This window comes from Micromonospora sp. NPDC002389 (genome assembly GCF_040296095.1).
Classification (GTDB): Bacteria; Actinomycetota; Actinomycetes; order Mycobacteriales; family Micromonosporaceae; genus Micromonospora.
On the sequence record NZ_JBEOWP010000026.1, the window covers coordinates 18,360 to 37,481 of the forward strand.

General features: G+C 72.1%; 15 protein-coding genes and 1 pseudogene. 6 read left to right on the forward strand and 10 right to left on the reverse strand.

Annotated elements, in window-relative coordinates:
* Positions 1–176 precede the first annotated feature (176 nt).
* Positions 177–1,922: pseudogene (gene rfaE2, locus ABT008_RS29140) on the reverse strand (D-glycero-beta-D-manno-heptose 1-phosphate adenylyltransferase); the annotation flags it as partial.
* Between the two features lie 129 nt (positions 1,923–2,051).
* On the opposite strand from rfaE2, the gene ABT008_RS29145 reads away from it, so the two are divergent.
* Positions 2,052–3,728 carry an MDR family MFS transporter gene (locus tag ABT008_RS29145; RefSeq protein WP_350700318.1) on the forward strand — a complete coding sequence of 559 codons (1,677 nt, stop codon included), beginning with the start codon at positions 2,052–2,054 and terminating at the stop codon, positions 3,726–3,728.
* Between the two features lie 98 nt (positions 3,729–3,826).
* Here ABT008_RS29145 and ABT008_RS29150 read toward each other — a convergent pair whose 3' ends face one another.
* The 6 genes from ABT008_RS29150 to ku all read right to left on the reverse strand — a co-directional run bounded on the left by ABT008_RS29150 (position 3,827) and on the right by ku (position 9,277).
* The gene (locus ABT008_RS29150; RefSeq protein ID WP_350700320.1) at positions 3,827–4,318 is read right to left on the reverse strand and encodes an NUDIX domain-containing protein; all 492 of its coding nucleotides are present in this window, start codon (positions 4,316–4,318) and stop codon (positions 3,827–3,829) included.
* A 240-nt stretch (positions 4,319–4,558) separates the two neighbouring features.
* Positions 4,559–5,569, reverse strand: coding sequence for an NADPH:quinone reductase (locus tag ABT008_RS29155; protein WP_350700322.1), 1,011 nt, complete (start codon positions 5,567–5,569; stop codon positions 4,559–4,561).
* Between the two features lie 125 nt (positions 5,570–5,694).
* Positions 5,695–6,348, reverse strand: coding sequence for an HAD family hydrolase (locus tag ABT008_RS29160; protein WP_350700324.1), 654 nt, complete (start codon positions 6,346–6,348; stop codon positions 5,695–5,697).
* A 135-nt stretch (positions 6,349–6,483) separates the two neighbouring features.
* Positions 6,484–7,347 carry an SCO6745 family protein gene (locus tag ABT008_RS29165; RefSeq protein WP_502890518.1) on the reverse strand — a complete coding sequence of 288 codons (864 nt, stop codon included), beginning with the start codon at positions 7,345–7,347 and terminating at the stop codon, positions 6,484–6,486.
* A gap of 3 nt (positions 7,348–7,350) precedes the next feature.
* Complete coding sequence (locus ABT008_RS29170; RefSeq protein WP_350700326.1) at positions 7,351–7,998, reverse strand: FKBP-type peptidyl-prolyl cis-trans isomerase; 648 nt, start codon at positions 7,996–7,998, stop codon at positions 7,351–7,353.
* A gap of 193 nt (positions 7,999–8,191) precedes the next feature.
* Positions 8,192–9,277, reverse strand: coding sequence for a non-homologous end joining protein Ku (ku, locus tag ABT008_RS29175; protein WP_350700328.1), 1,086 nt, complete (start codon positions 9,275–9,277; stop codon positions 8,192–8,194).
* A gap of 86 nt (positions 9,278–9,363) precedes the next feature.
* On the opposite strand from ku, the gene ligD (ABT008_RS29180) reads away from it, so the two are divergent.
* On the forward strand, positions 9,364–10,305 hold the full coding sequence (gene ligD / locus ABT008_RS29180) for a non-homologous end-joining DNA ligase (RefSeq protein WP_350700330.1): 942 nt from the start codon (positions 9,364–9,366) through the stop codon (positions 10,303–10,305).
* Complete coding sequence (ligD, locus tag ABT008_RS29185; RefSeq protein ID WP_350700331.1) at positions 10,295–11,209, forward strand: non-homologous end-joining DNA ligase; 915 nt, start codon at positions 10,295–10,297, stop codon at positions 11,207–11,209. Before ligD (ABT008_RS29180) ends, ligD (ABT008_RS29185) begins: the two co-directional genes overlap by 11 nt.
* A 52-nt stretch (positions 11,210–11,261) precedes the next feature.
* Here ligD (ABT008_RS29185) and ABT008_RS29190 read toward each other — a convergent pair whose 3' ends face one another.
* A complete protein-coding gene (locus ABT008_RS29190; protein WP_350700332.1) occupies positions 11,262–12,170 on the reverse strand; it encodes an aminoglycoside phosphotransferase family protein in 909 nt (302 codons plus the stop codon).
* Between the two features lie 49 nt (positions 12,171–12,219).
* Here ABT008_RS29190 and ABT008_RS29195 point away from each other — a divergent pair, with 49 nt between their 5' ends.
* Together ABT008_RS29195 and ABT008_RS29200 are read left to right on the forward strand one after the other, a co-directional pair.
* A complete protein-coding gene (locus ABT008_RS29195; RefSeq protein ID WP_350700334.1) occupies positions 12,220–12,972 on the forward strand; it encodes a TIGR03089 family protein in 753 nt (250 codons plus the stop codon).
* A 745-nt stretch (positions 12,973–13,717) separates the two neighbouring features.
* On the forward strand, positions 13,718–14,065 hold the full coding sequence (locus ABT008_RS29200) for a hypothetical protein (protein ID WP_350700336.1): 348 nt from the start codon (positions 13,718–13,720) through the stop codon (positions 14,063–14,065).
* Between the two features lie 97 nt (positions 14,066–14,162).
* Here ABT008_RS29200 and ABT008_RS29205 read toward each other — a convergent pair whose 3' ends face one another.
* A complete protein-coding gene (locus ABT008_RS29205; protein WP_350700338.1) occupies positions 14,163–15,842 on the reverse strand; it encodes a DNA repair helicase XPB in 1,680 nt (559 codons plus the stop codon).
* A 446-nt stretch (positions 15,843–16,288) separates the two neighbouring features.
* On the opposite strand from ABT008_RS29205, the gene ABT008_RS29210 reads away from it, so the two are divergent.
* The gene (locus tag ABT008_RS29210) at positions 16,289–16,528 is read left to right on the forward strand and encodes a hypothetical protein (protein ID WP_350700340.1); all 240 of its coding nucleotides are present in this window, start codon (positions 16,289–16,291) and stop codon (positions 16,526–16,528) included.
* 62 nt (positions 16,529–16,590) lie between these two features.
* Here the strand turns inward: ABT008_RS29210 and ABT008_RS29215 are convergent, their stop codons facing one another.
* Positions 16,591–19,062: a helicase-associated domain-containing protein gene (locus tag ABT008_RS29215; protein ID WP_350700342.1), complete on the reverse strand. Its 2,472-nt coding sequence runs from the start codon at positions 19,060–19,062 to the stop codon at positions 16,591–16,593.
* Between the last annotated feature and the right edge of the window lie 60 nt (positions 19,063–19,122).

Below are 19,122 nucleotides of genomic sequence, written 5' to 3' on the forward strand. Positions count from 1 at the left end.
GCCCGGCCCGCACCCACCTCGTCCACCGAGCCGCCCGATCCGACCGTCCCGCCCGAGCGGGCCGTGTCGCCCGATCCGACCGTCCCGCCCGAGCGGGCCGTGTCGACCGTGCCACCCGTGCCACCCGTGCCGACTGCGTCGGCCGTGTCGACCGAGCCGACTGTGTCGACCGAGCCGACTGCGGCGCTCTGGCCGTGGGCGCGGATCCGGTCGATGATCGCGGAGGTGGAGCGGTCCGGCACGTACCCGAGCGTGCGGACCTGCCCGCCCAGCCGCTGCACCAGCGGCGCCTCGGGCACTAGGTCGGGCGGGTAGTCGCCGCCCTTGACGTACACGTCGGGGCGGACGGCCTCGATCAGACCGGCCGGCGAGTCCTCCTCGAAGACGACCACGTGGTCGACACAGGAGAGCGCGGCGAGCAGGGCGGTACGGTCCTCCACCGGGTTGACCGGCCGGTCGGCGCCCTTGAGCCGGCGGACGCTGTCGTCCGAGTTGACCGCCACCACCAGCAGGTCGCCGAGGGCGCTCGCCTGTTCCAGGTACCGCACGTGGCCCCGGTGCAGCACGTCGAAGCAGCCGTTGGTGAACACGATCGAGCGACCGTTCCGCCGATGTTCCGCGATGATCCCGGTCAGGCCCTCGGCGCCGACCAGCGCCGAGCCGCCGGGCGTCGGGCGGCCCAGTGCGGCCAGCAGGTCGTCGCGGCGGCACACACAGGTGCCGGTACCGGCGACGGTGCTGGTCGCGGCGAGTTGGGCGAGCTGCGCGGCGGTCGGCAGCGGCGCACCGGCGGCCAGCGCGAGCGTCATGGTCGCCAGGTACGCGTCACCGGCGCCGACCGCGTGGCTGGCCGGTACGGGTGTGCTGTGGCTGCGGGCGGGTCGTCCCTCGGCACCGCCCACCACCGCACCGTCGGTGTCCAGGGTCACCGCGACCACGTCCGCGCCGGTGTGCGCCCGCAACTCCGCGAGCCGGGACTCGGCCAGGACGGCCCGGTCGACACCGGCTCCGGCGTCGGCGTTCACGGTCACTCCGGTGCCGGTCACGCTGAGCCCGTCGCGGGTCATCGCGACCCGGCCCTCACCGGGCGTGGGCTCACCGGTCGGCCCGTCGGTACGCCGCAACCCGCCCGGCGCGGTGCCCATGGTCAGCTCCGACGGTCCGTCGGTCGGGTCCACCTCGGGGTGTTCCAGGTGCAGGTCGGTCGGGGTGTCGGCGGCGATCAGCCCGGCGGTGCCGGCGCGGGCGAGCAGTCGGCTCGCCTCGGCGAAGCTCGGCGTCACCACGGTCGGGGCGAGGCCACGCCAGTCGGCGAGGTCGTGCGCGTCCAGCGCGACGGTGGCGTACCGGCTGCGGTGTGCGACCAGCCAGGCGCGTACCGGTGCCGGCAGCGCGCCCAGGCCGTAGTCGCAGATCACCAGCGTGGGAGCCGCGCCACCGGCGGCGGCCCGCAGCTCCTCGGTCGCGCAGTCGAGGGCGGTGAGCAGGCAGTCCACGCCCACGTCGGTGAGCGGGTCGTCCGGGTCGCCGGAGTCCTCGCGGAGCAGGATCTGATCGCCGGCCAGCATCCGGCGCTTGACCGGGGTGGGACGTCCCTGCTGGCTGACGGTCCGGTCCCAGACGCCCGCCCGGTCCAGACAGTCGTGCAGCTCGTCGCCGGCCACGTCGGCGCCGACCGGTGCCACCAGCACCGACCGACCGCCAAGGGCGGCGACGTTGACTGCGGTGTTGGCCGCGCCGCCCGCCGCCGAGATGCGTCGCCGCAGGGTGAGGACCGGGGCCGGGGCCTCCCGACACAGCCGGTCGGAGTCGGCGAACCGCCATTCGTCGAGCATGGCGTCGCCGATCACCAGGACCGGGCGCCCGAGCCAGCTCTGCACGACGTCGGCGAGCCGGAGCTGTTCCGCTGCTGCTCGTGCCATGCCGGCGGATCCCCTTGCCGCTCCGGGTCAAACCTGCCCGACCGGCGGTTCGCCGAGGGTCGGCACTGACCCGAGCACCTGCTTCGTCCGTCCCGGGCATGTTTCCGGTGGTACGGGAAAACGGGCGCAATGACCACGGAGAGCCACCCGGAGCCGGTGCTGAGCAAGGGGCAGCTCCGGCTGCTGATGTTCGGCCTGATGACCGGCATGCTGCTGGCCGCCCTCGACCAGACCATCGTCGGGACCGCCCTGCCCACCATCGTCGGCGAGTTGGGCGGCATCAGTCACTACTCCTGGGTGGTGACCGCGTACCTGCTCGCCTCCACCGCCTCGACCCCGCTGTACGGCAAGATGGCCGACCTGTACGGACGCCGCCCGGTGTTCCTGTTCTCGATCGGGACGTTCCTGCTCGGCTCGTTGTTGGCCGGCCTCTCCCAGGACATGACCCAACTGATCGTCACCCGAGGTGTGCAGGGTCTGGGCGCGGGCGGTCTGATCACGCTCGCCTTCACCATCATCTCGGACGTGGTCTCGCCTCGGGAGCGTGGCCGCTACCAGGGTGTCTTCGGCGCGGTGTTCGGTATCGCGTCGGTGGCCGGGCCACTGGTCGGCGGCTACTTCGCGGAGACCAACTGGCGCTGGATCTTCTATCTGAACGTGCCGCTGGCGATCCTCGCCATCGTGGTCTGCTCGCGCGTGATCCGGCTGGTGCCCTTCACCCGGCGGAAGCACTCGATCGACTGGCTCGGCGCGCTGCTGCTGGTCGCCGGGGTGAGCAGCCTGCTGCTGGCGCTGAGCTGGGGCGGCAACACCTATCCGTGGGGTTCCGCCGCGATCATCGGCCTCTTCGTCGTCGGTGCCGTGCTGGCCGTCGCCTTCGTGCTCCAGGAGCGTCGGGTGGCCGAGCCGATCCTGCCGCTGCGCCTGTTCCGCAGCGCCACCTTCGCCCTGGCCAACGGTGCCGGGTTCGTGCTCGGTCTGGTGATGTTCGGGTCGATCATCTTCATCCCGCTCTATCTCCAGATCGTCAAGGGCGCCTCGCCGACCCGCAGCGGTCTGCTGATGCTGCCGATGATGGCCGGCATCATCATCACCTCGGTGCTGACCGGCCGGGCGATGAGCCGGATCGGCCGGTACAAGTGGTTCCCGGTGACCGGCTCGGTGGTGCTGCTGGTCGGGATGCTGCTGTTCACCCGGTTGCAGGTGGGCACCTCGCTGTGGGTGGCGTTCGGGTTCATGGCCGTCATCGGCGTGGGGCTGGGACTCTGCATGCAGTCGCTGGTCCTCGCCGTACAGAACTCCGTCTCACTGCGGGACCTGGGCGCAGGCACCTCGTCCGCGACGTTCTTCCGGTCGCTCGGCGGATCCTTCGGGGTGGCCATCCTCGGCGCGGTGCTCTCCGCCCGGCTGGCCGCCGAGATGTCCGACCGGTTGCCTGCGGCGGTCGCGCAACTGTCCCCGGAGCAGCGGGGGGCGGTGGGCCCGACCGGTGGCGCCGGAGTGTCGGTCGACGACCCGGCGACGATCCTGGCCCTGCCCGCCCCGGTACGCGCGGCCGTCCAGGTGGCCTTCGTCGAGTCCCTGCACCTGGTCTTCCTGACCACCGGGCTGATCGCGATCGTGGCGGTGCTGCTCACCCTGGCCCTGCCGAACGAGCGGCTACGCGGCGCCGGCCCGGAGGGCGCCACCGGCGGCACTGACGGCCTCGGCGGCGAGGGCCCGGCCCCCGGCGGCAAGCCCCTGGACCGCTCCTCGAAGCCCGAGGCCGCCGCCGACATGGAAGCGAAATCCCAGACAATGCTCTGACGTGGCCCCTGATCGTGGCAGTGTGGCTGCTCGACACGCCGACGCGGGAACAGCCACACCGCCACGATGACTCGCTCACCACCACCACGGCGGCGGGGTCACTTGAGGATCAGGCGGTTGGTCTGCTCGAAGACGTCCAGGTCGGCGAGGGTCTCCAGGACGCTCGTGGAGAGCGGCTGCGGCAGTGCCTCGCGGTGGAAGAAGCCGGCGTCGGTGGTCTCCTCGGTGACCCGGTCCAGCCGCCCGTCCCACTCCTCGACCCGGAACGCGGTGGTGAAGATCTGGTACGTGTGGCCGTACATGTTGGTGTTGGTGCGGTCGGGTCCGGTGTAGAGGGCGAACGCGCTGACCCGCAGCGCGCGCAGTCCGGTCTCCTCGCGTACCTCCCGCACGGCGCAGTCGGCGATGGACTCGCCCAACTCCATGGCGCCGGCGGGCATCGCCCACTGCCCGTTGTCGGAGCGTCGGATCAGCAGGATCCGTGCGGAGCTGTCGCGGACCACGGCCCGCGCGCCGACGAACATCAGTGTCCGGTCGCCGGCCAGGGCGCGTAGCTGCCCGACGTACGAATCAGCCCAGGAGATGCTCACCCGGACAAAGTACGGGGGTTCTCGCGGTGGATGTGCCGGAACCGGCCACGCCGTAACGTTTCCGGGCGCATCATCGCCGTTAGGAGTGGGCGGCTCTCGAAGACCTCACTCCCGGTGGGTGGCCCCGGCGTTCGCACCGCGCCGGGGCCACCCGTTCCTTGCGGGGCGACCCGCACAGTCAGTATTGCGAAACTTGTTCGCGTCTGTCCCGGCGATGGGGAAATAATCCCAGCTCAGGCGCTATTCGCTGGTGTCGACCAGGACCTTCCCGACGACCGAGTTCTCCACCGCGCGATGCGCGTCGGCGGTCGCCGACAGTGAGAAGCGGTGCAGCGGCAGACCCGCCTCCTCGCCCACCCGGATCCCGCCCTGGGCGGCAGCCGCCGCCACGTCCACCACCGCCTGCGCCTTCGCCGCCTTCGGCACGGTGTAGACCATCACGAACTGCCACCGGGCGTTCGGCACCAGCAGCGGCCCGACCGGCAGGGTCACCTCGCCACCGCCGTCGTCGGCGTAGACGCAGACCACGCCGCCGGGCCGCAGCAGGCGTACGTCGGTGGCGGCGTTGCGGGCCGGGGCGACCTCGACGATGCCGTGGACCCCGTCGGGCGCGACCTTGCGGACCTCCTCGACCACGTCCTGCTTCCGATAGTTGATCACTATCGAGGCTCCGGCGGCTGCGGCGAGCTGCGCCTTCTCGGCACTGCTGACCGTGGCGATCACGCAGGCGTCGGCCCAGGAGGCGAGTTGGATGGCCGCGTTGCCGACCGCACCCGCCCCGCCCTGCACCAGCACCGTGTGATCACTCAACGCGCCCGGGCTCAGGCTGTCCGGCAGGTACTCGCCGGAGGTCAGACAGCGGTGCGCGGTCAGGAACGGGATACCCAGGCAGGCGCCCAGCTCGAAGGAGGCGTCGCCGAGGCGTACCGCCTGCCGAACCGGCACCACCGTGTACTCGGCGGCGGTGCCCCACGGCCGTTGCCAGGCGGCCTCCCAGACCCACACCCGCTCGCCGACCATCTCCCGGTCGACGCCCTCGCCGACCGCCTCGACCACCCCGGCGCCGTCCTGCCCGGGCGTCTGCCCGCCCGTCGGCGGCACTGCCTGGCGGCGGGCCTTCCAGTCGGTCGGGTTCACCCCGGAGCAGGCGATCCGGACCAGCACCTCACCCCGCCCGGGCTCCGGCACCGGCCGGTCCACCACCTGGAGCACCGTGGGGTCGCCGGTGCGCTCGTACACGACCGTCCTCATCGCGCCCTCCTCGACTCGGCATGGGCGCCGTTGGCGTTACCCGACCCGGCGGCACCCATGCCGCCGGAGGTCAGGCGGCCCGTTCGAGCACGACCTTCGAGCGGTCGGGGCCGGACGGTGGCGGTTCAGCCGAGCCGGTCGACGAACTCCGGGGTCAGCTCGCCGATGGAGTCGAGCACCGTCGCCGCCATCCGCTGCGCGTCCGGATCCAGCGGGTACGACCCGTGCGGCACCGCCACCACGATCATCCCGGCGGCGGCGGCCGACCGGACGCCGTTCGAGGAGTCCTCCACCGCGACGCACCGGGCCGCGTCGACGCCGAGGCGTTCCGCCACGGTCAGGTACACGTCCGGGGCCGGCTTGCCGCGTGCCGTCTCCTCGGTGGACAACGTGCTGCCGAACTCGTCGGTCAGGGCGGTGGCCTTGAGTGCCGCCGCGATCAGCCGGGTCGGCGACGAGCTGGCCAGCCCCAGCGGCCACCGCGCGGCCACCCGACGCACCACGTCGTCCGCCCCGTCGATCAGCGGTACGCGGGACGCGTACCGTCGGCTCATCTCCTCGACCACCTCGGCGGCGACCTGCTCGGCGGTCCGCCGTACGCCCAGCTCACCGCTGAGGTACTCGGCCCACTCGCCGGTGCTCATCCCCATCAGCCGACGCTGGGTGTCCGGCTGCCAGGTCCCGCCGTGCGTCGCCACGTACGCCCGGCGGACCTCCTCCCAGACCGGCTCGGAGTCCACGATCACGCCGTCCAGGTCGAAGACCACCGCATCCACCACAGCACCATCCTGCCGCACGCCGGGGTGTATGAAAGGAAGGGTCCCCTGCTAACGCCTCGTGTATAGGAAGGGACCCTTCCTAACGTCCAAGCCGCAGCGCACCCCGGCGGCGTAGGTCGGTCGGTGCGCTGCGCCCTAACGGGCGGGCAGGCCGATCGGGCTGTCCGGCGGGATCACCCGATGGGCGGCCAGGGCGATCGGGTCGAGCAGTTCGCGCAGCCGTTCTGTGCGCGTCGCGCCCAGCGCCTGCCAGGGACGGGCGGCGGCGGAGTCGGTGGCCTCCTCGACGGCCCGGAAACCGGCCCGACCACGCTCGGTCGGCTGGCCATCCGAGGTCAGCCAGCCACGGTCGGCCAGCCGCTCCCGCGCTTGCGCCCACTCCTGCTCCGACCAGCCCCGACCGAGCAGGTTGGCGGGCGGCATGTCGACCGCGACCCGCCAGGCCAGCGTCTCCACCGGATCGAGGTCGGCGGCGACCAGGGCCGCCACGTGCCCGTCGCCGCGATGTTCGCGCAGTGTGGTGGCGGCCTGCCAGAGTCGGGCCAGCGGGTACTCGCCGCGCGGCAGCGCGGCGTTGGCTGCGCCGAGCACCCGACCGGCGGTCCCGACCTCGTCGGCGGCAGCCGACAACAAGTCGGCGGCCTCGGCCAGGTGCTGCTCGGGCAGCTCGTAGACCAGCTCGGCGAGGGCCTGCACCGCCCCGGTCAGCCGGGACCGCAGCGCCTCCTCGGGGTCGGCCAACTGCCACACCGCCGGCAGGGCACGCGCAACCATGTGCGGGGCGAAGGTGAAGAAGGCCGCCAACACCGGGGCGGGACCGGTCGGCCCGAGCGGGGCGGCCCGACCGGCGAAGTACCCCCGCCAGTACCCGCGCAGCCCGGCCGCCTCGTACGCGGCGCGGGCGCGCGGGTGGAAGTAGGTGACGGCGTGCACCGGCTCGTAGTGCGTCCACATCAACCGGGCCGTCCGCCCGGGCTCGTCCGCCGTCGCCACCGTCATCTCCTACTGGGCGGCGAGGATGTCCACCACGAAGCGCAGCGGACCGGCCGGCCGTCCCCCCGCGCCATCGGTGCCGTACGCCTGCTCGGCCGGGATGTCGAGCTGCACCCGGCTGCCGACCTTCACGCCGACCAGGCCCTTGTCCCAGCCCTCGATGACCTGTCCGACGCCGATCGGGAAGGTGGCCGGCTCCCCCCGGTCCCAGGACGAGTCGAACTGCTCGCCGTTGGCGAACAGCACGCCCACGTAGTTCGTGGTGATCGACTGCCCCGCAGTGACGGCCGGTCCGGTCCCCTCGATCAGCGGGGTGACGGTGAGTTTGGTCAGCTCGCCCTCACCGGCGCTCACGGTCGGCTTGGTGCCGAGCGCCGGGTCCGCGCCCTCGGGCAGTTGCGGGGCGGGCGGGGCACCCGGCGCGCCCGGGTCGGCCGGGGCGTCCGCGGGGGCCGACGGCGAGCTGGCGAACTCGTCGGGAGCGTCGTCGCCGCCGCGCTGGCCGACGATCACGAAGACGGTGACCAGCACCGCGACCACGGCGATCCCGGCGAGACCACCGGCCCAGGCCTGCCGCCGCCGCTTGGCCTCGGCCGCCTTCTGGGCCGCCAACTGTTCGGCCAATCGCCGTCGTGCCTTGGTCTCCTGCTCGCTCACGTCCTCGACTCCCCTGCTGAGAGGTGTGGGTGCGTCCGGCTACAGACGCCGTCGCCGACACACGGTACCTGGTGGCAGACGCAGTTCCGACCATCGATCGTGACCCGTGGGAATTGTGCGGCAACTGGGACACGGGGGCACGGGTGCGACAGGGCCGAGGAGCTCGCCCCGACCGGGCCGAGGAGATCGCCGGTCAGGCGGACTTGCGGGGAGTCGTCTTCTTCGCCGGGGCCTTCGCGGCCTTGGTCGTCTTCTTCTCGGCGGTCTTCTTGGCCGGCTCGACCTTCTTCGCCGGGGCCTTCTTCGCACCGCCGGCCGCCGTGCCGCCGGCCGCCGTGCCGCCGGCCTTCGTACCGGTGGCCTTCGTACCGGTGGCCTTCTTCTCGGCGGCCTTCTTGGCCGGGGCCTTCTTCGCCTCGGTCTTCTTCTGTGCCGAGCGGGCGGAGGTGATCGGGGTGGGCGCACCGGCGCCACCGCCGGCGGCCGCGCCGCCCCCCTCGCCCCGGGCCGCACGGGCCCGCTCCACCGAGGCCTTCAGCGCCGCCATCAGGTCGACGGCGGCGGGCGGCGCCTCCTCGACCTCCTCCGGCTGTACGACCTCACGGCCCTCCACCTTCGCGTCGATGACCTCCTGCAGCGCCGCCCGGTAGTCGTCGGTGAACTCGTCCGGGTGGAAGTCACCGGCCATCGAGTCGACGAGCGAGGTAGCCATCGCCAGCTCCGGCGGCCGGACCTTGAGGTCCTCGTCCAGGAAGCCGAAGGCCGGCTTACGGATCTCGTCGGGCCAGAGCATGGTGTTCAGCAGCAGCACGCCCTCGCGTACCCGCAGGGTGGCCAACTGCTCGCGCTGGCGCAGCGCCACCTTGACGATCGCCACTCGCTCGGAGTCGGTCAGGGCGTCCCGCAACAGCAGGTACGGCTTGGTGGCCGTGCCCTCCGGCTCCAGGAAGTACGCCTTGTTGTAGAGGATCGGGTCGACCTGCTCGGCCGGGACGAACTCCAGCACGTCGATCGCGTGGGAGGTGCTCAACGGCAGTTCGGCGAAATCGGAGTCGGTGAGGATCACCATCTCCCCGCCGCCGATGTCGTAGCCCTTGGCGATGTCGTCGTAACTGACCTCCTCGCCGCAGACCTGACAGGTGCGCTTGTACCGGATCCGCCCGCCGTCTTCCCGGTGCACCTGGTGGAACCGGATGTCCTTCTCCTCGGTCGCGGAGTACAGCTTCACCGCGATCGAGACGAGGCCGAACGACACGGCCCCCTTCCAGATGGCGCGCATCCTGCACCCCCTTCCCCGATATCGACCATGCTCGCATCAGACGGAACCGGGCGCGAGGTGTTCGGCCTGCTACTACAGTCGTTTTCGTGCCCGGCGCGCCACTGAGGCCGATGCTCGCGGTGACCGGGCAACTGCCTGCCGGCGCCGGGTGGGCGTACGAGTTCAAGTGGGACGGCGTACGCGCACTCGCCGACATCGCCGCCGGGCGGCAGCGCCTGTACGCGCGCTCCGGCGTGGAGATCACCACCGCCTACCCGGAACTGATCCCGCTCGGCGAACAGGTCGACGACGCGCTGCTCGACGGCGAGGTGGTTCTCTTCGACCGGGCCGGTCGACCGTCGTTCACCGCCCTGGCCGAGCGGATGCACGTACGGGACCCGGCCAAGGCGGCCCGGCTGGCGGCGAGCGCCCCGGTCACGTACATGATCTTCGACTTGTTGCGGCTGCGCGGTACGGACCTCACCGGCTGGCCGTACGCCCGGCGTCGGGAAGCCCTCGACGAACTCGGACTGGGCGCGGCGCGGTGGACGGTCCCACCGGTCTTCCCGGACGGCCCGGCCACCTACGACGCGGCCGGTGAGCACGGCCTGGAAGGGGTGATGGCCAAGCGGGCCGACTCGACCTACCGGCCCGGCGTGCGGTCGCCGGACTGGGTGAAGGTCAAGCTGGAGGTGACCGGGGACTTCGTGATCGGCGGCTGGCGACCCGGTGCCCGTCGGATCGGCGGCCTGCTGGTCGGGGTGCCCGGCGCCGGTGGACGGCTGGTCTATCGGGGGCGGGTCGGCGGTGGGATCGGGGCGGCTCTGGAACGCGAACTGCTGCGGGAGTTGGAGCCGCTGCGCACCACCACCTCGCCGTTCGGCGGCGACGTGCCCCGGGAGGATGCCCGGGGCACGATCTGGGTAACTCCCCAGGTGGTGGTGGAGGTCAAGTACGGCCAGCGCACGCCGGACGGGCGGCTGCGGTTCCCCCGGGTCCTGCGGCTGCGACCGGACAAGTCGGCCGAGGAGGTGGAGGATGCCGGCTGAGCGGGTCCGGGTCGACGTCGCCGGACGCACCCTGGAGCTGTCGAACCTGGACAAGGTCCTCTACCCGAAGGTCGGCTTCACCAAGGGCGAGGTGATCGACTACTACACCCGGATCTCGCCGGTGTTGCTGCCGCACCTGCACGATCGGGCGCTGACCCGGATCCGCTACCCGAACGGCGTGGAGGGCAACTCCTTCTTCGAGAAGAACGCCCCGGCCGCCACGCCGTCCTGGGTGCACGTCGAGACATTGCCCGCGCCCGGCTCGACGAAGGGCCGGGAGACCATCGACTACGTGGTCGCCGACGACCTGCCCACCCTGGTCTGGCTGGCCAACCTCGCCGCCCTGGAACTGCACACACCGCAGTGGAAGGTCGGCGCACATCCGGACCTGATGGTGGTCGACCTGGACCCGGGTCCGCCCGCCACGCTGCGACAGTGCTGCCGGGTGGCGCTGCTGCTGCGTGAACGGCTGGCCGCCGACGGGGTCAACTGCTACCCGAAGACCTCCGGCAAGAAGGGCATGCAGCTCTGCTGCCCGATCGCCGGTACGCAGTCCGCCGACGACGTGTCCGGGTACGCCCGGCGGGTCGCCCAGGAGTTGGAGCGCGAGCACCCGAAGCTGATCGTGTCGAAGATGGCCAAGAACCTCCGGCCCGGCAAGGTGTTCATCGACTGGAGTCAGAACAGCGCGGCGAAGACCACGGTGGCCCCGTACTCGCTGCGGGCGCAGCAGATGCCCTCGGTGTCCGCGCCGCTGACCTGGGACGAGGTGGAGGCGGGTGCGGCGGGCAGGCGACCGTCGTCGAAGCCGTACACGGCCTCGGAGGTGCTGGACCGGGTCGAGGAGTACGGCGATCTTCTTGCGCCGTTGCTCGAACCCGGGCGTGCGCTGCCTTCGGTGTAAGGAAGGGCCCCTTGTTAACGCCTGCGGTATAGCAGGGGACCCTTCCTAACAACTAGCCCAGGCGGCCGTGATCATCGAGGACCTCGGTGATCACGCGGTGGTCGTCAGCGGCCAGGGCGGGATCGGTGTCGAGGTGCTGCGCCAACAGCAGCATCGCCTTCCACAACGCCCAGCCCCGGGCCCGTGCCCAGGTGCCCTCGTCCTGCCCGACCGTCTCCCGGAAGGCGTGCCGGCTGCTGCCGGAGAACATCGTCCAGGCGATCACCAGGTCGCAGGCCGGGTCACCGACGCCGGACGTGCCGAAGTCGATCACTGCGGTCAGCTTCCCGTCCACCACCAGCAGGTTGCCCACCGCGATGTCCCCGTGGAACCACACCGGGCTGCCGCGCCACTCGGCGGCCAGGGCGGCCTCCCACACGGCGGCGGCCCGCGCCACGTCCACCTGCCCGACCAGGACGCTCAGCAGATGCCGGGTCTCCTCGTCGTAGTGCCCGGGCGAGGCGCCCCGGAAGAAGCTGTGCTCCCCTGCAGCCGGGCCGCCGGCCGCGTCGCAGGACTGCAGGGCCAGCACGAACTCGCCCACCGCTACGGCGAACCGCACCGGATCGTCGATGCGGCCCCGGTCCGCCGTCTCGCCCGGCAGCCAGCCGCGTACCGACCAGGGGAAGGCATATCCCGCGCCGGGGACGCCGGTACCCAGGATCGGCGGTACGGCGACCGGCAACTCCGGTGCCAGCCGAGGCAGCCACTCGTTCTCCTTGGCCACCGCCGGGACGTACCCGGCCGCCGTCGGCAGGCGCACGGTCATCGTCTCGCCCAGCCGGTACGTCCGGTTGTCGTGGCCGTCGCGTTCCACGGGAGTGACCGGCAGGTCGGCCCAGTGCGGAAACTGGGCAGCGATCAGGCGCCGGACCAAGCCGGCGTCGATCCCGGCACGGCCGTCGGAAGGAGTCGGAGGCATCCCGCGATCCTCATTTCGTCACCGTCCGTCGGCAAGGGATTATCGACGGATGGAGACTGCTCTTCCCGTACGCTTCGTCACCGGCCTCGCCGAACGGGACCGGCCGTTGATCACCTGCCTCGACCACCGGACCGGTGTCCGGCACGATCTGACCGCCGCTGAGCTGGGCGAATGGTCGGCACGCGCCGCCGGTCTGCTGCGGGACGGGTGCGGACTCACGCCGGGCAGCCGGGTGGCGGTGCTGCTGCCGCCGCACTGGCGTACCGCTGCGGTGTTGCTCGGGGCCTGGTCGGTGGGGATGACGGTGTCGTTCCGACCGTGGGCCACCGCCGGGTTGCCGGTGCTGGAGCCGGGCGGCGACCGGCCGTACGACGCCGTGCTGGTCACGCCGGAACGGCTCGACGACTGGCTGGAGGACGTACCGGAGGGGCTGCACCGCTATCTCGTCGGCACCGGGTCGGAACCGTTGGCCGAGGTGCCGGCCGGTTGGCTCGACTGGTCCGTGGAGGTGCTGCGGCACGGCGCGGCCCCGACCGACCGTCCCGTGCTGCACGCCGGTGACGCCGCCAGCCCGGACGGCACCAGCTACGCCGAGTGGGGCTCGGTCGCGAAGGTGGTCGCCGAGCAGTTGGACCTGCGGGTCGGTGACCGGCTGCTGGTCGACGTCACCGAGCACGACCAGCCGCTGAAGTGGCTGCTCGCTCCGCTCTCCGCCGGTGCCTCAGTGGTGCTCTGCACCGACCTCGACCCGGAGAGCCGGGACGCGGTCGTCGCCGCCGAGCAGATCACCCGAGTCCTCTGACCTGCACAGCGGAACAATCCTCGCTGTTCACCGGTGCAGCCCAGGCCCGCGCCGCGAGCAGGACGCGGTGTGGTCGACCGGCAGGGCACACCGCGCGCCGCAGGGTAGGCGGTCGCAGAACACCCAGTGGCGTACGTCCTGCTGGTCTTCGATCGAGACGGTCACCCCGCCCGGCTCGATGCGTACCGGCGGCGCTGGGGGAGCGGTTTGACCAGCTCGATGAAGGATCAGCAGGCCCTACGTCACGAACTGCTCCGCGTTCGCCTACCCTGCGGCTCGCGGTGCGCCGTGCCGGTCGATCACGCTGCGCCCTGCCTGCAGCGAGCGCCCGGGTGCCACCACACCACCCCAGGGGCAGGCAAGGGTGGGTGCGATGGTGCAGATTAGTCGGATATGATCGTTTTCCGGCGAAATTTACAACTTGCGTACTTTTATCACCCGAGGGCATGTTGATCGTTGCACAAGAGCTACCCTGATGCCCCCATCAGGAGGCAGTATTGGGGTACTGGAAGAAGCACCCGAAGAAGGATCTGGAGCGTGTGCTCGAGGTGTTCTACCAGCACGGTTACACGGTCATCGATCCGCCGACGTACTACACACTGAGATGCCCATGTGGCCAGCACCAGCGACAACTGCATCTCACGCCGTCGAGCCCCTATCACGGCAACCACGCCATCAGGTGGGCGATGAGGCTTCCCTGTTGGAACGAGAAAGACGACGACGAACAGGACGGAGGGACGGGTAAATGATCCGAGTTCACATCGCCCGACAGTTCGATGTCCGCGCCGCCGACGGTCGCCGCCTGAACGCCGAGGAGCTTCACGCCGAGGGCGAACGGCTCATGCAGTCCCTGCTCGACCTGGAACAGTGCAACGACGACTTCTGCGACTCCGTGACTGCAACTGACGCGGACAAGGGCACGGTCCTTGTCGAACTCTTGATCTCCGACGAGACCGAGACTGGTGCGTTCGAGAAGTCGCGAACGATCGTCAGGACAGCCATCCATGCGATTGGCGGTGCCACCCCTTGGGAGGCATCTGCTGACCTTGGCGCTGACTACCGGCCGCGAGATGTGCAGTTGGAGTACGTCTAGTTCTGACTCAGAGCGAAGCGCCCCGCTCACGAGCGGTGCGCTTCGCTCTGCCTACGCCTCGCGCAATCACGAAGCTACGCAGGATCTGCTGTGCTCGTCAGTCGACGGTCGGTAGGGGCGGGCCGAGCACGTCGTCGGCGTCGATGATGGTGTACGCGTACCCCTGCTCGGCGAGGAAGCGCTGCCGGTGGGCGGCGTACTCGGTGTCGATGGTGTCCCGGGAGACGACGGTGTAGAAGTGCGCCTGCCGCCCGTCGGCCTTCGGGCGCAGCACCCGGCCCAACCGTTGCGCCTCCTCCTGGCGGGAGCCGAAGGTGCCGGACACCTGGATCGCCACCGCCGCCTCGGGCAGGTCGATCGAGAAGTTGCCGACCTTGGAGATCACCAGCGTGCGGATCTCACCGGAGCGGAACGCGTCGAAGAGCCGCTCGCGTTCCTTGTTCGTGGTCGAGCCCTGCACGATCGGCGCGTCCAGGTATTCACCGAGCTGGTGCAACTGGTCGATGTACGCGCCGATGACCAGCGTCTGCTCCTCCGGGTGCCGCTCGACCAGGGCGCGTACCACCGGCAGCTTGGTGCGGGCGGTGGCCGCCATCCGGTAGCGCTCCTCGGCCTCCGCGGTCGCGTACGACATCCGCTCGGCGTCGGTCAGGGTGACCCTGACCTCGGTGCAGTGCGCCGGGGCGATCCAGCCCTGCGACTCGATGTCCTTCCACGGCGCGTCGTACCGCTTCGGGCCGATCAGGCTGAACACGTCGCCCTCCCGGCCGTCCTCGCGGACCAGGGTGGCGGTCAGCCCGAGGCGGCGGCGGGCCTGGAGGTCGGCGGTGAACCGGAAGATCGGCGCGGGCAGCAGGTGCACCTCGTCGTAGACGACCAGACCCCAGTCGCGGGCCCCGAACAGGTCCAGGTGGGTGAAGGCGCCGCCGCGCCGTGAGGTGAGCACCTGGTACGTGGCGATGGTGACCGGCCGGATCTCCTTGCGCTCGCCGGAGTACTCGCCGATCTCCTCCTCGGTCAGCGAGGTGCGGGCGATCAGCTCCCGCTTCCACTGCCGACCGGCGACCGTGTTGGTGACCAGGATCAGCGTGGTCGCCTTCGCCTCGGCCATCGCCGCCGCGCCGACCAGCGTCTTGCCGGCGCCGCAGGGCAGCACCACCACGCCCGAGCCACCCGCCCAGAACGCCTCGACAGCCTCCCGCTGGTACGACCGCAGCGTCCACGGCTTGCCGCCGTCCTCGCCGCTCTGGGACAGCTCGATCGGGTGGGCCTCGCCGTCGACGTACCCGGCCAGGTCCTCCGCCGGCCAGCCGAGCTTGAGCAGGGCCTGCTTGAGTCGGCCGCGCTCGGACGGGTGCACCGCGATGGTGTCGTCGTCGAGCTTGTTGCCGAGCATCCCGGCGAGCTTCTTGCTCTTGGCCACCTCGACCAGCACCATCCGGTCGAGGGCACGCAGGACCAGGCCGTGCGCCGGGTCGTTGGCGAGTTGGAGGCGGCCGTACCGGTCCATGGTCTCGGCCACGTCCACCAGCAGGGCGTGCGGCACCGGGTAGCGGGAGTACTTGATCAGGGCGTCCACCACGCCCTCGGCGTCGTGGCCGGCGGCCCGGGCGTTCCAGAGCCCGAGCGGGGTCAACCGGTAGGTGTGCACGTGCTCGGGGGAACGCTCCAACTCCGCGAACGGCGCGATGGCCATTCGGCAGGCCTGGGCGTCGGGGTGGTCGATCTCCAGCAGCAGCGTCTTGTCGGACTGCACGATCAGTGGTCCACCGCTCACGCGGAACCCCCTCCTCGGTACGGCTGATCGGCCCGCTCCGGCAGGTGGCTGACCTGCGGGCGGGCGACCATCCAGTGTTGCACGCGCGGCCGGGTGGCAAGAAAACCGTCGACCAGCTGCAACCCAGCGGGTACCTCGGTGCGTCTTGCACTGAGGGAGACGAGTCGTCGAGGGCCGCGCGTGCCCACGGCGACCGTCACGCCGGTCGGCGTCGGCGCGCGTTCGCGCCGCGACGAGAGGGGCCACCGAGCGGGGGCCGGGTCCCGTCGTCGCGGATGCCAGCGGGGGCGAGCGCGTGTCCGAGCCGCACCGGCGACCCCGTCGACCGTTTTCCCGTCGCCTGCTCCAGGGTATGAACCAGCCGGATCGTCACGTGATGGTGCTGGTCGGTTGCGCTCCGGGGTGTCACCCTGGACGGCAGAGCCGGACCGTACGGGGGAGGGCGCATGACCGTTGACCAGGAAATGATCCTCGACCGCGAGCAGGCGCAGTCCGCAGAACCCGTCTCCACCGCCACGGTGATCGCGTACGCGGTCCTCGGGGTGGCGCTGTTCGGCTGGTTCCTCTTCGGCTGGCTCGTCCTCCAGCAGGGCTTCGTGGACTCGGTCGGCGAGGCGCTCGGCACCGGCTTCGCGCTGCTGCTGGTCGTGGCGATCGTCGGATCGGTCCGGCGCAGCCTGCGCTGACCGGCCACCGCCCGAGCAGCGCGTCACCCCGGCAGCGCCACGTCACCTCAGCCAGCGCCGGGTCACCTCTCCAGCACCGCTGCGGTGATCCGGTGCAGGGCGAAGGTGTGCAGCATCTCGGTGCGCTCGTCCTCGGCGCGCAGGTAGCCGGCGCCCAGCGAGACGGGCCGGACCAGCCGGGACGCCGTCGCCCCGTGCGCGTCGACGTAGCCCACCCAGACCAGCGCCTTGTCGCGTACCGCCTGTTGCAGCACGGCCAGGGCCTCGCTGTGGCCGGTCGCCGGGGCGGGGCCGTCCGGCGTGCCACCGCGCACCGCCGCCGGTGCCCGCCGGGCCGCCCGCGCCGCCGCGTCACCTCGACGGATCTGCTCCACCACACCCAGCAGACGTGGCAGGGGCAGACGCGGGGTGGCCAGCGGATCGAGGGCCCGGGTGGCGACCGAGACCCGGGCGGGTGCCCGTCGGGCCTTCGGCCGGGTCAGCACCGCCGAGCCGGTGGCGTCCTCGGCCACCGGGGCGTAGCCCGCCTCCCGGAGTACGGCAAGCATCCGCCCCGCCTGGTAGGGGGTCACCAGCACGGTGGGCGCGAGCCGGCGTAGCGCCAGCGCCTCCAGCCGCCGGTCCGCGAGCACCTCGGCCAGCAGCGCCTCGTCGTCGCTGCGCAGGTACGCCCCGGCGGAACCGACCCGCAGCCCGCCGTGCTTGCGGGCCACGTCGTCCACCAGGTACGTCAGGCCCTGCGGCACCGGGGTGCGGGACCGGCGCCGGAACAGGTCGTGCAGGTCGTCGGCGGAGTACCCGGCGTCGAGCCCGCGGCGGACGCTGGCGGTGGTGATCCGGTGCACGCTCGCCCCACCGGCGGACTCCGGTTCGGCGACCACCTCCAGTTCGGCGGCGAGCGCCGGCTCGGGCGGCCCCGGCACCACCACGGTCAGGTCGGCCTGCACCAGGAAGTGGTCCACCGGGGCAGGCAGCAGCGCGTCAAGTGCCCGCACGGCGGTACCCGTACCGTCCTCGGCGTCGGCCCGGAGCCCGAGCGGGTCGTCCGCGTCCCGGTCCTCGCTCGCGGTCGCCTCGGCCAGCAGCAGCCGCCCGTACGAGGTGAGTGCCCCCAGCCCCGTCACGCCCAGCGTGGCCGCCTCGGTCAGCACCTCCCGGTGCGCCGCCTCCCGCCCTCGACTGCGGCGCGGTGCCCGCCAGTCGAGCAGTGTCAACACCTCGTCGGCGGTGGGCGCGCTGGCCCGTTCCAGGTCGGCGAGTACGCCGAGCATCGCCCTGCGCGCAGCGGGTGCCCCGGCGCGTTCCGCCTCGGCGGAGAGCACCGTGATCGGGCGGTCCCGGTCGTCCCGCTGCCCGACCAGCCCGACCTGCCGGGTCATGGTCAGCCAGGCCCGGGCCACCTGCTCCCAGCGCTGGGCCAGTGAGCCGGCTCGCCACATCTCGTACCCGGCGGTGGGCATCACCTGCTGGTCGGCGCCGTACCGGCCGGCGGTGCCGGGCAGCTCCACCTCACCGGTCAGCCCGGCCGCGTACGCCACCTCCAGCAGCAGCGCCGCCGTCGGCTCGTCCAGGCCGGTGGCGCGGGCCAGCCGACGCAGGTCGCGTACGCCCAGGCCACCCGAGCGGAGCACCGGCGCGGGTTCGGCGGCCAACTGTTCCAGCAGCGCCTCGGTGTGGCGTACCACCTCCATGGTCTGCCCGGCTCCGGCGGAGTCGGCGGCCTTCGGCTCGCGTGGGGTGCTGGCGACCGCCGGTGGGCTGGTGCGCAGCGGCCCGAGCGGCCCGGTGTCGCGGCGCAGCAGCAGCCCGACCTCCCGGGGCAGCTCGACCATGCCGGCGGTGCCGCCCTTGCCACCGGCGACCCGCACCAGCAGCCGGTGGTCGATCAGCCAGCGGACCGGCGAGCCGGTCGCCGCCCCGCCGTTGGTGTCGTCCGGCGGCAGGTCGTCGTCGGTGCCGACCGCCGGGGCCCGCAACGCGCCGGCCGGCACGCTGCCGACCGGTGGCCCGGCCGCCAGCCGGTCCAGGATCGCCCGCGCGGAGGGCGGCGCGGAGAGCAGCGTGCGGCGCAGTTTCGCCGGGTCCGCGCAGAGTGCGGCCGTGCGCGGGTCCAGCTCGGTGGCGGGCCGGCCGAGTCCCGCCGGGTACGGGGAGATCTCGTCGACGCCACCGACCAGGCGCAACTCGTGGTCGGGGCCGTAGAGCAGGAAGAGGGCGCGCAACCGGTCGACGGCGGCGCGGACGGCGGACGGCGCGGGCGGGTGCGGGCCGGTGGTGGCCATCGCGAGGACCCCGTCGACCGAGGTGGTGCCGTCGGCCGGGTCACGGGTCAACCGGGCGGCATCCAAGATCAGCAGGGTGAACTGGTCCAGCCCGTCCAGCGCGCGTGACACCGAGACCCGGGACTGGGCCCGGATGGCGAGGGCGGCGACGTCGGCGGGCACCGGCACGACGAGGTCGGGCCGCGCCTGGAGCAGCGCGGCGAGCGACTCGTCGGGCAGCGCCCGCAGGTGGTCGGCGAGTGAGGTGCTCATCGTCGTTCCACGCTAGCCCGGCCGGGGCCGCTCCCGCCCATCGGACGTCCCGGCTGGTCT

Excerpts from the sequence above, each read along its gene's own strand:
- ABT008_RS29145 (WP_350700318.1), top strand. The coding sequence starts at position 2,052 with ATGACCACGGAGAGCCACCCGGAGCCGGTGCTGAGCAAGGGGCAGCTC.
- ABT008_RS29155 (WP_350700322.1), bottom strand. The coding sequence starts at position 5,569 with ATGAGGACGGTCGTGTACGAGCGCACCGGCGACCCCACGGTGCTCCAG.
- ABT008_RS29165 (WP_502890518.1), bottom strand. The coding sequence starts at position 7,347 with ATGACGGTGGCGACGGCGGACGAGCCCGGGCGGACGGCCCGGTTGATG.
- ku (WP_350700328.1), bottom strand. The coding sequence starts at position 9,277 with ATGCGCGCCATCTGGAAGGGGGCCGTGTCGTTCGGCCTCGTCTCGATC.
- ligD (WP_350700331.1), top strand. The coding sequence starts at position 10,295 with ATGCCGGCTGAGCGGGTCCGGGTCGACGTCGCCGGACGCACCCTGGAG.
- ABT008_RS29190 (WP_350700332.1), bottom strand. The coding sequence starts at position 12,170 with ATGCCTCCGACTCCTTCCGACGGCCGTGCCGGGATCGACGCCGGCTTG.
- ABT008_RS29195 (WP_350700334.1), top strand. The coding sequence starts at position 12,220 with ATGGAGACTGCTCTTCCCGTACGCTTCGTCACCGGCCTCGCCGAACGG.
- ABT008_RS29200 (WP_350700336.1), top strand. The coding sequence starts at position 13,718 with ATGATCCGAGTTCACATCGCCCGACAGTTCGATGTCCGCGCCGCCGAC.
- ABT008_RS29210 (WP_350700340.1), top strand. The coding sequence starts at position 16,289 with ATGACCGTTGACCAGGAAATGATCCTCGACCGCGAGCAGGCGCAGTCC.
- ABT008_RS29215 (WP_350700342.1), bottom strand. The coding sequence starts at position 19,062 with ATGAGCACCTCACTCGCCGACCACCTGCGGGCGCTGCCCGACGAGTCG.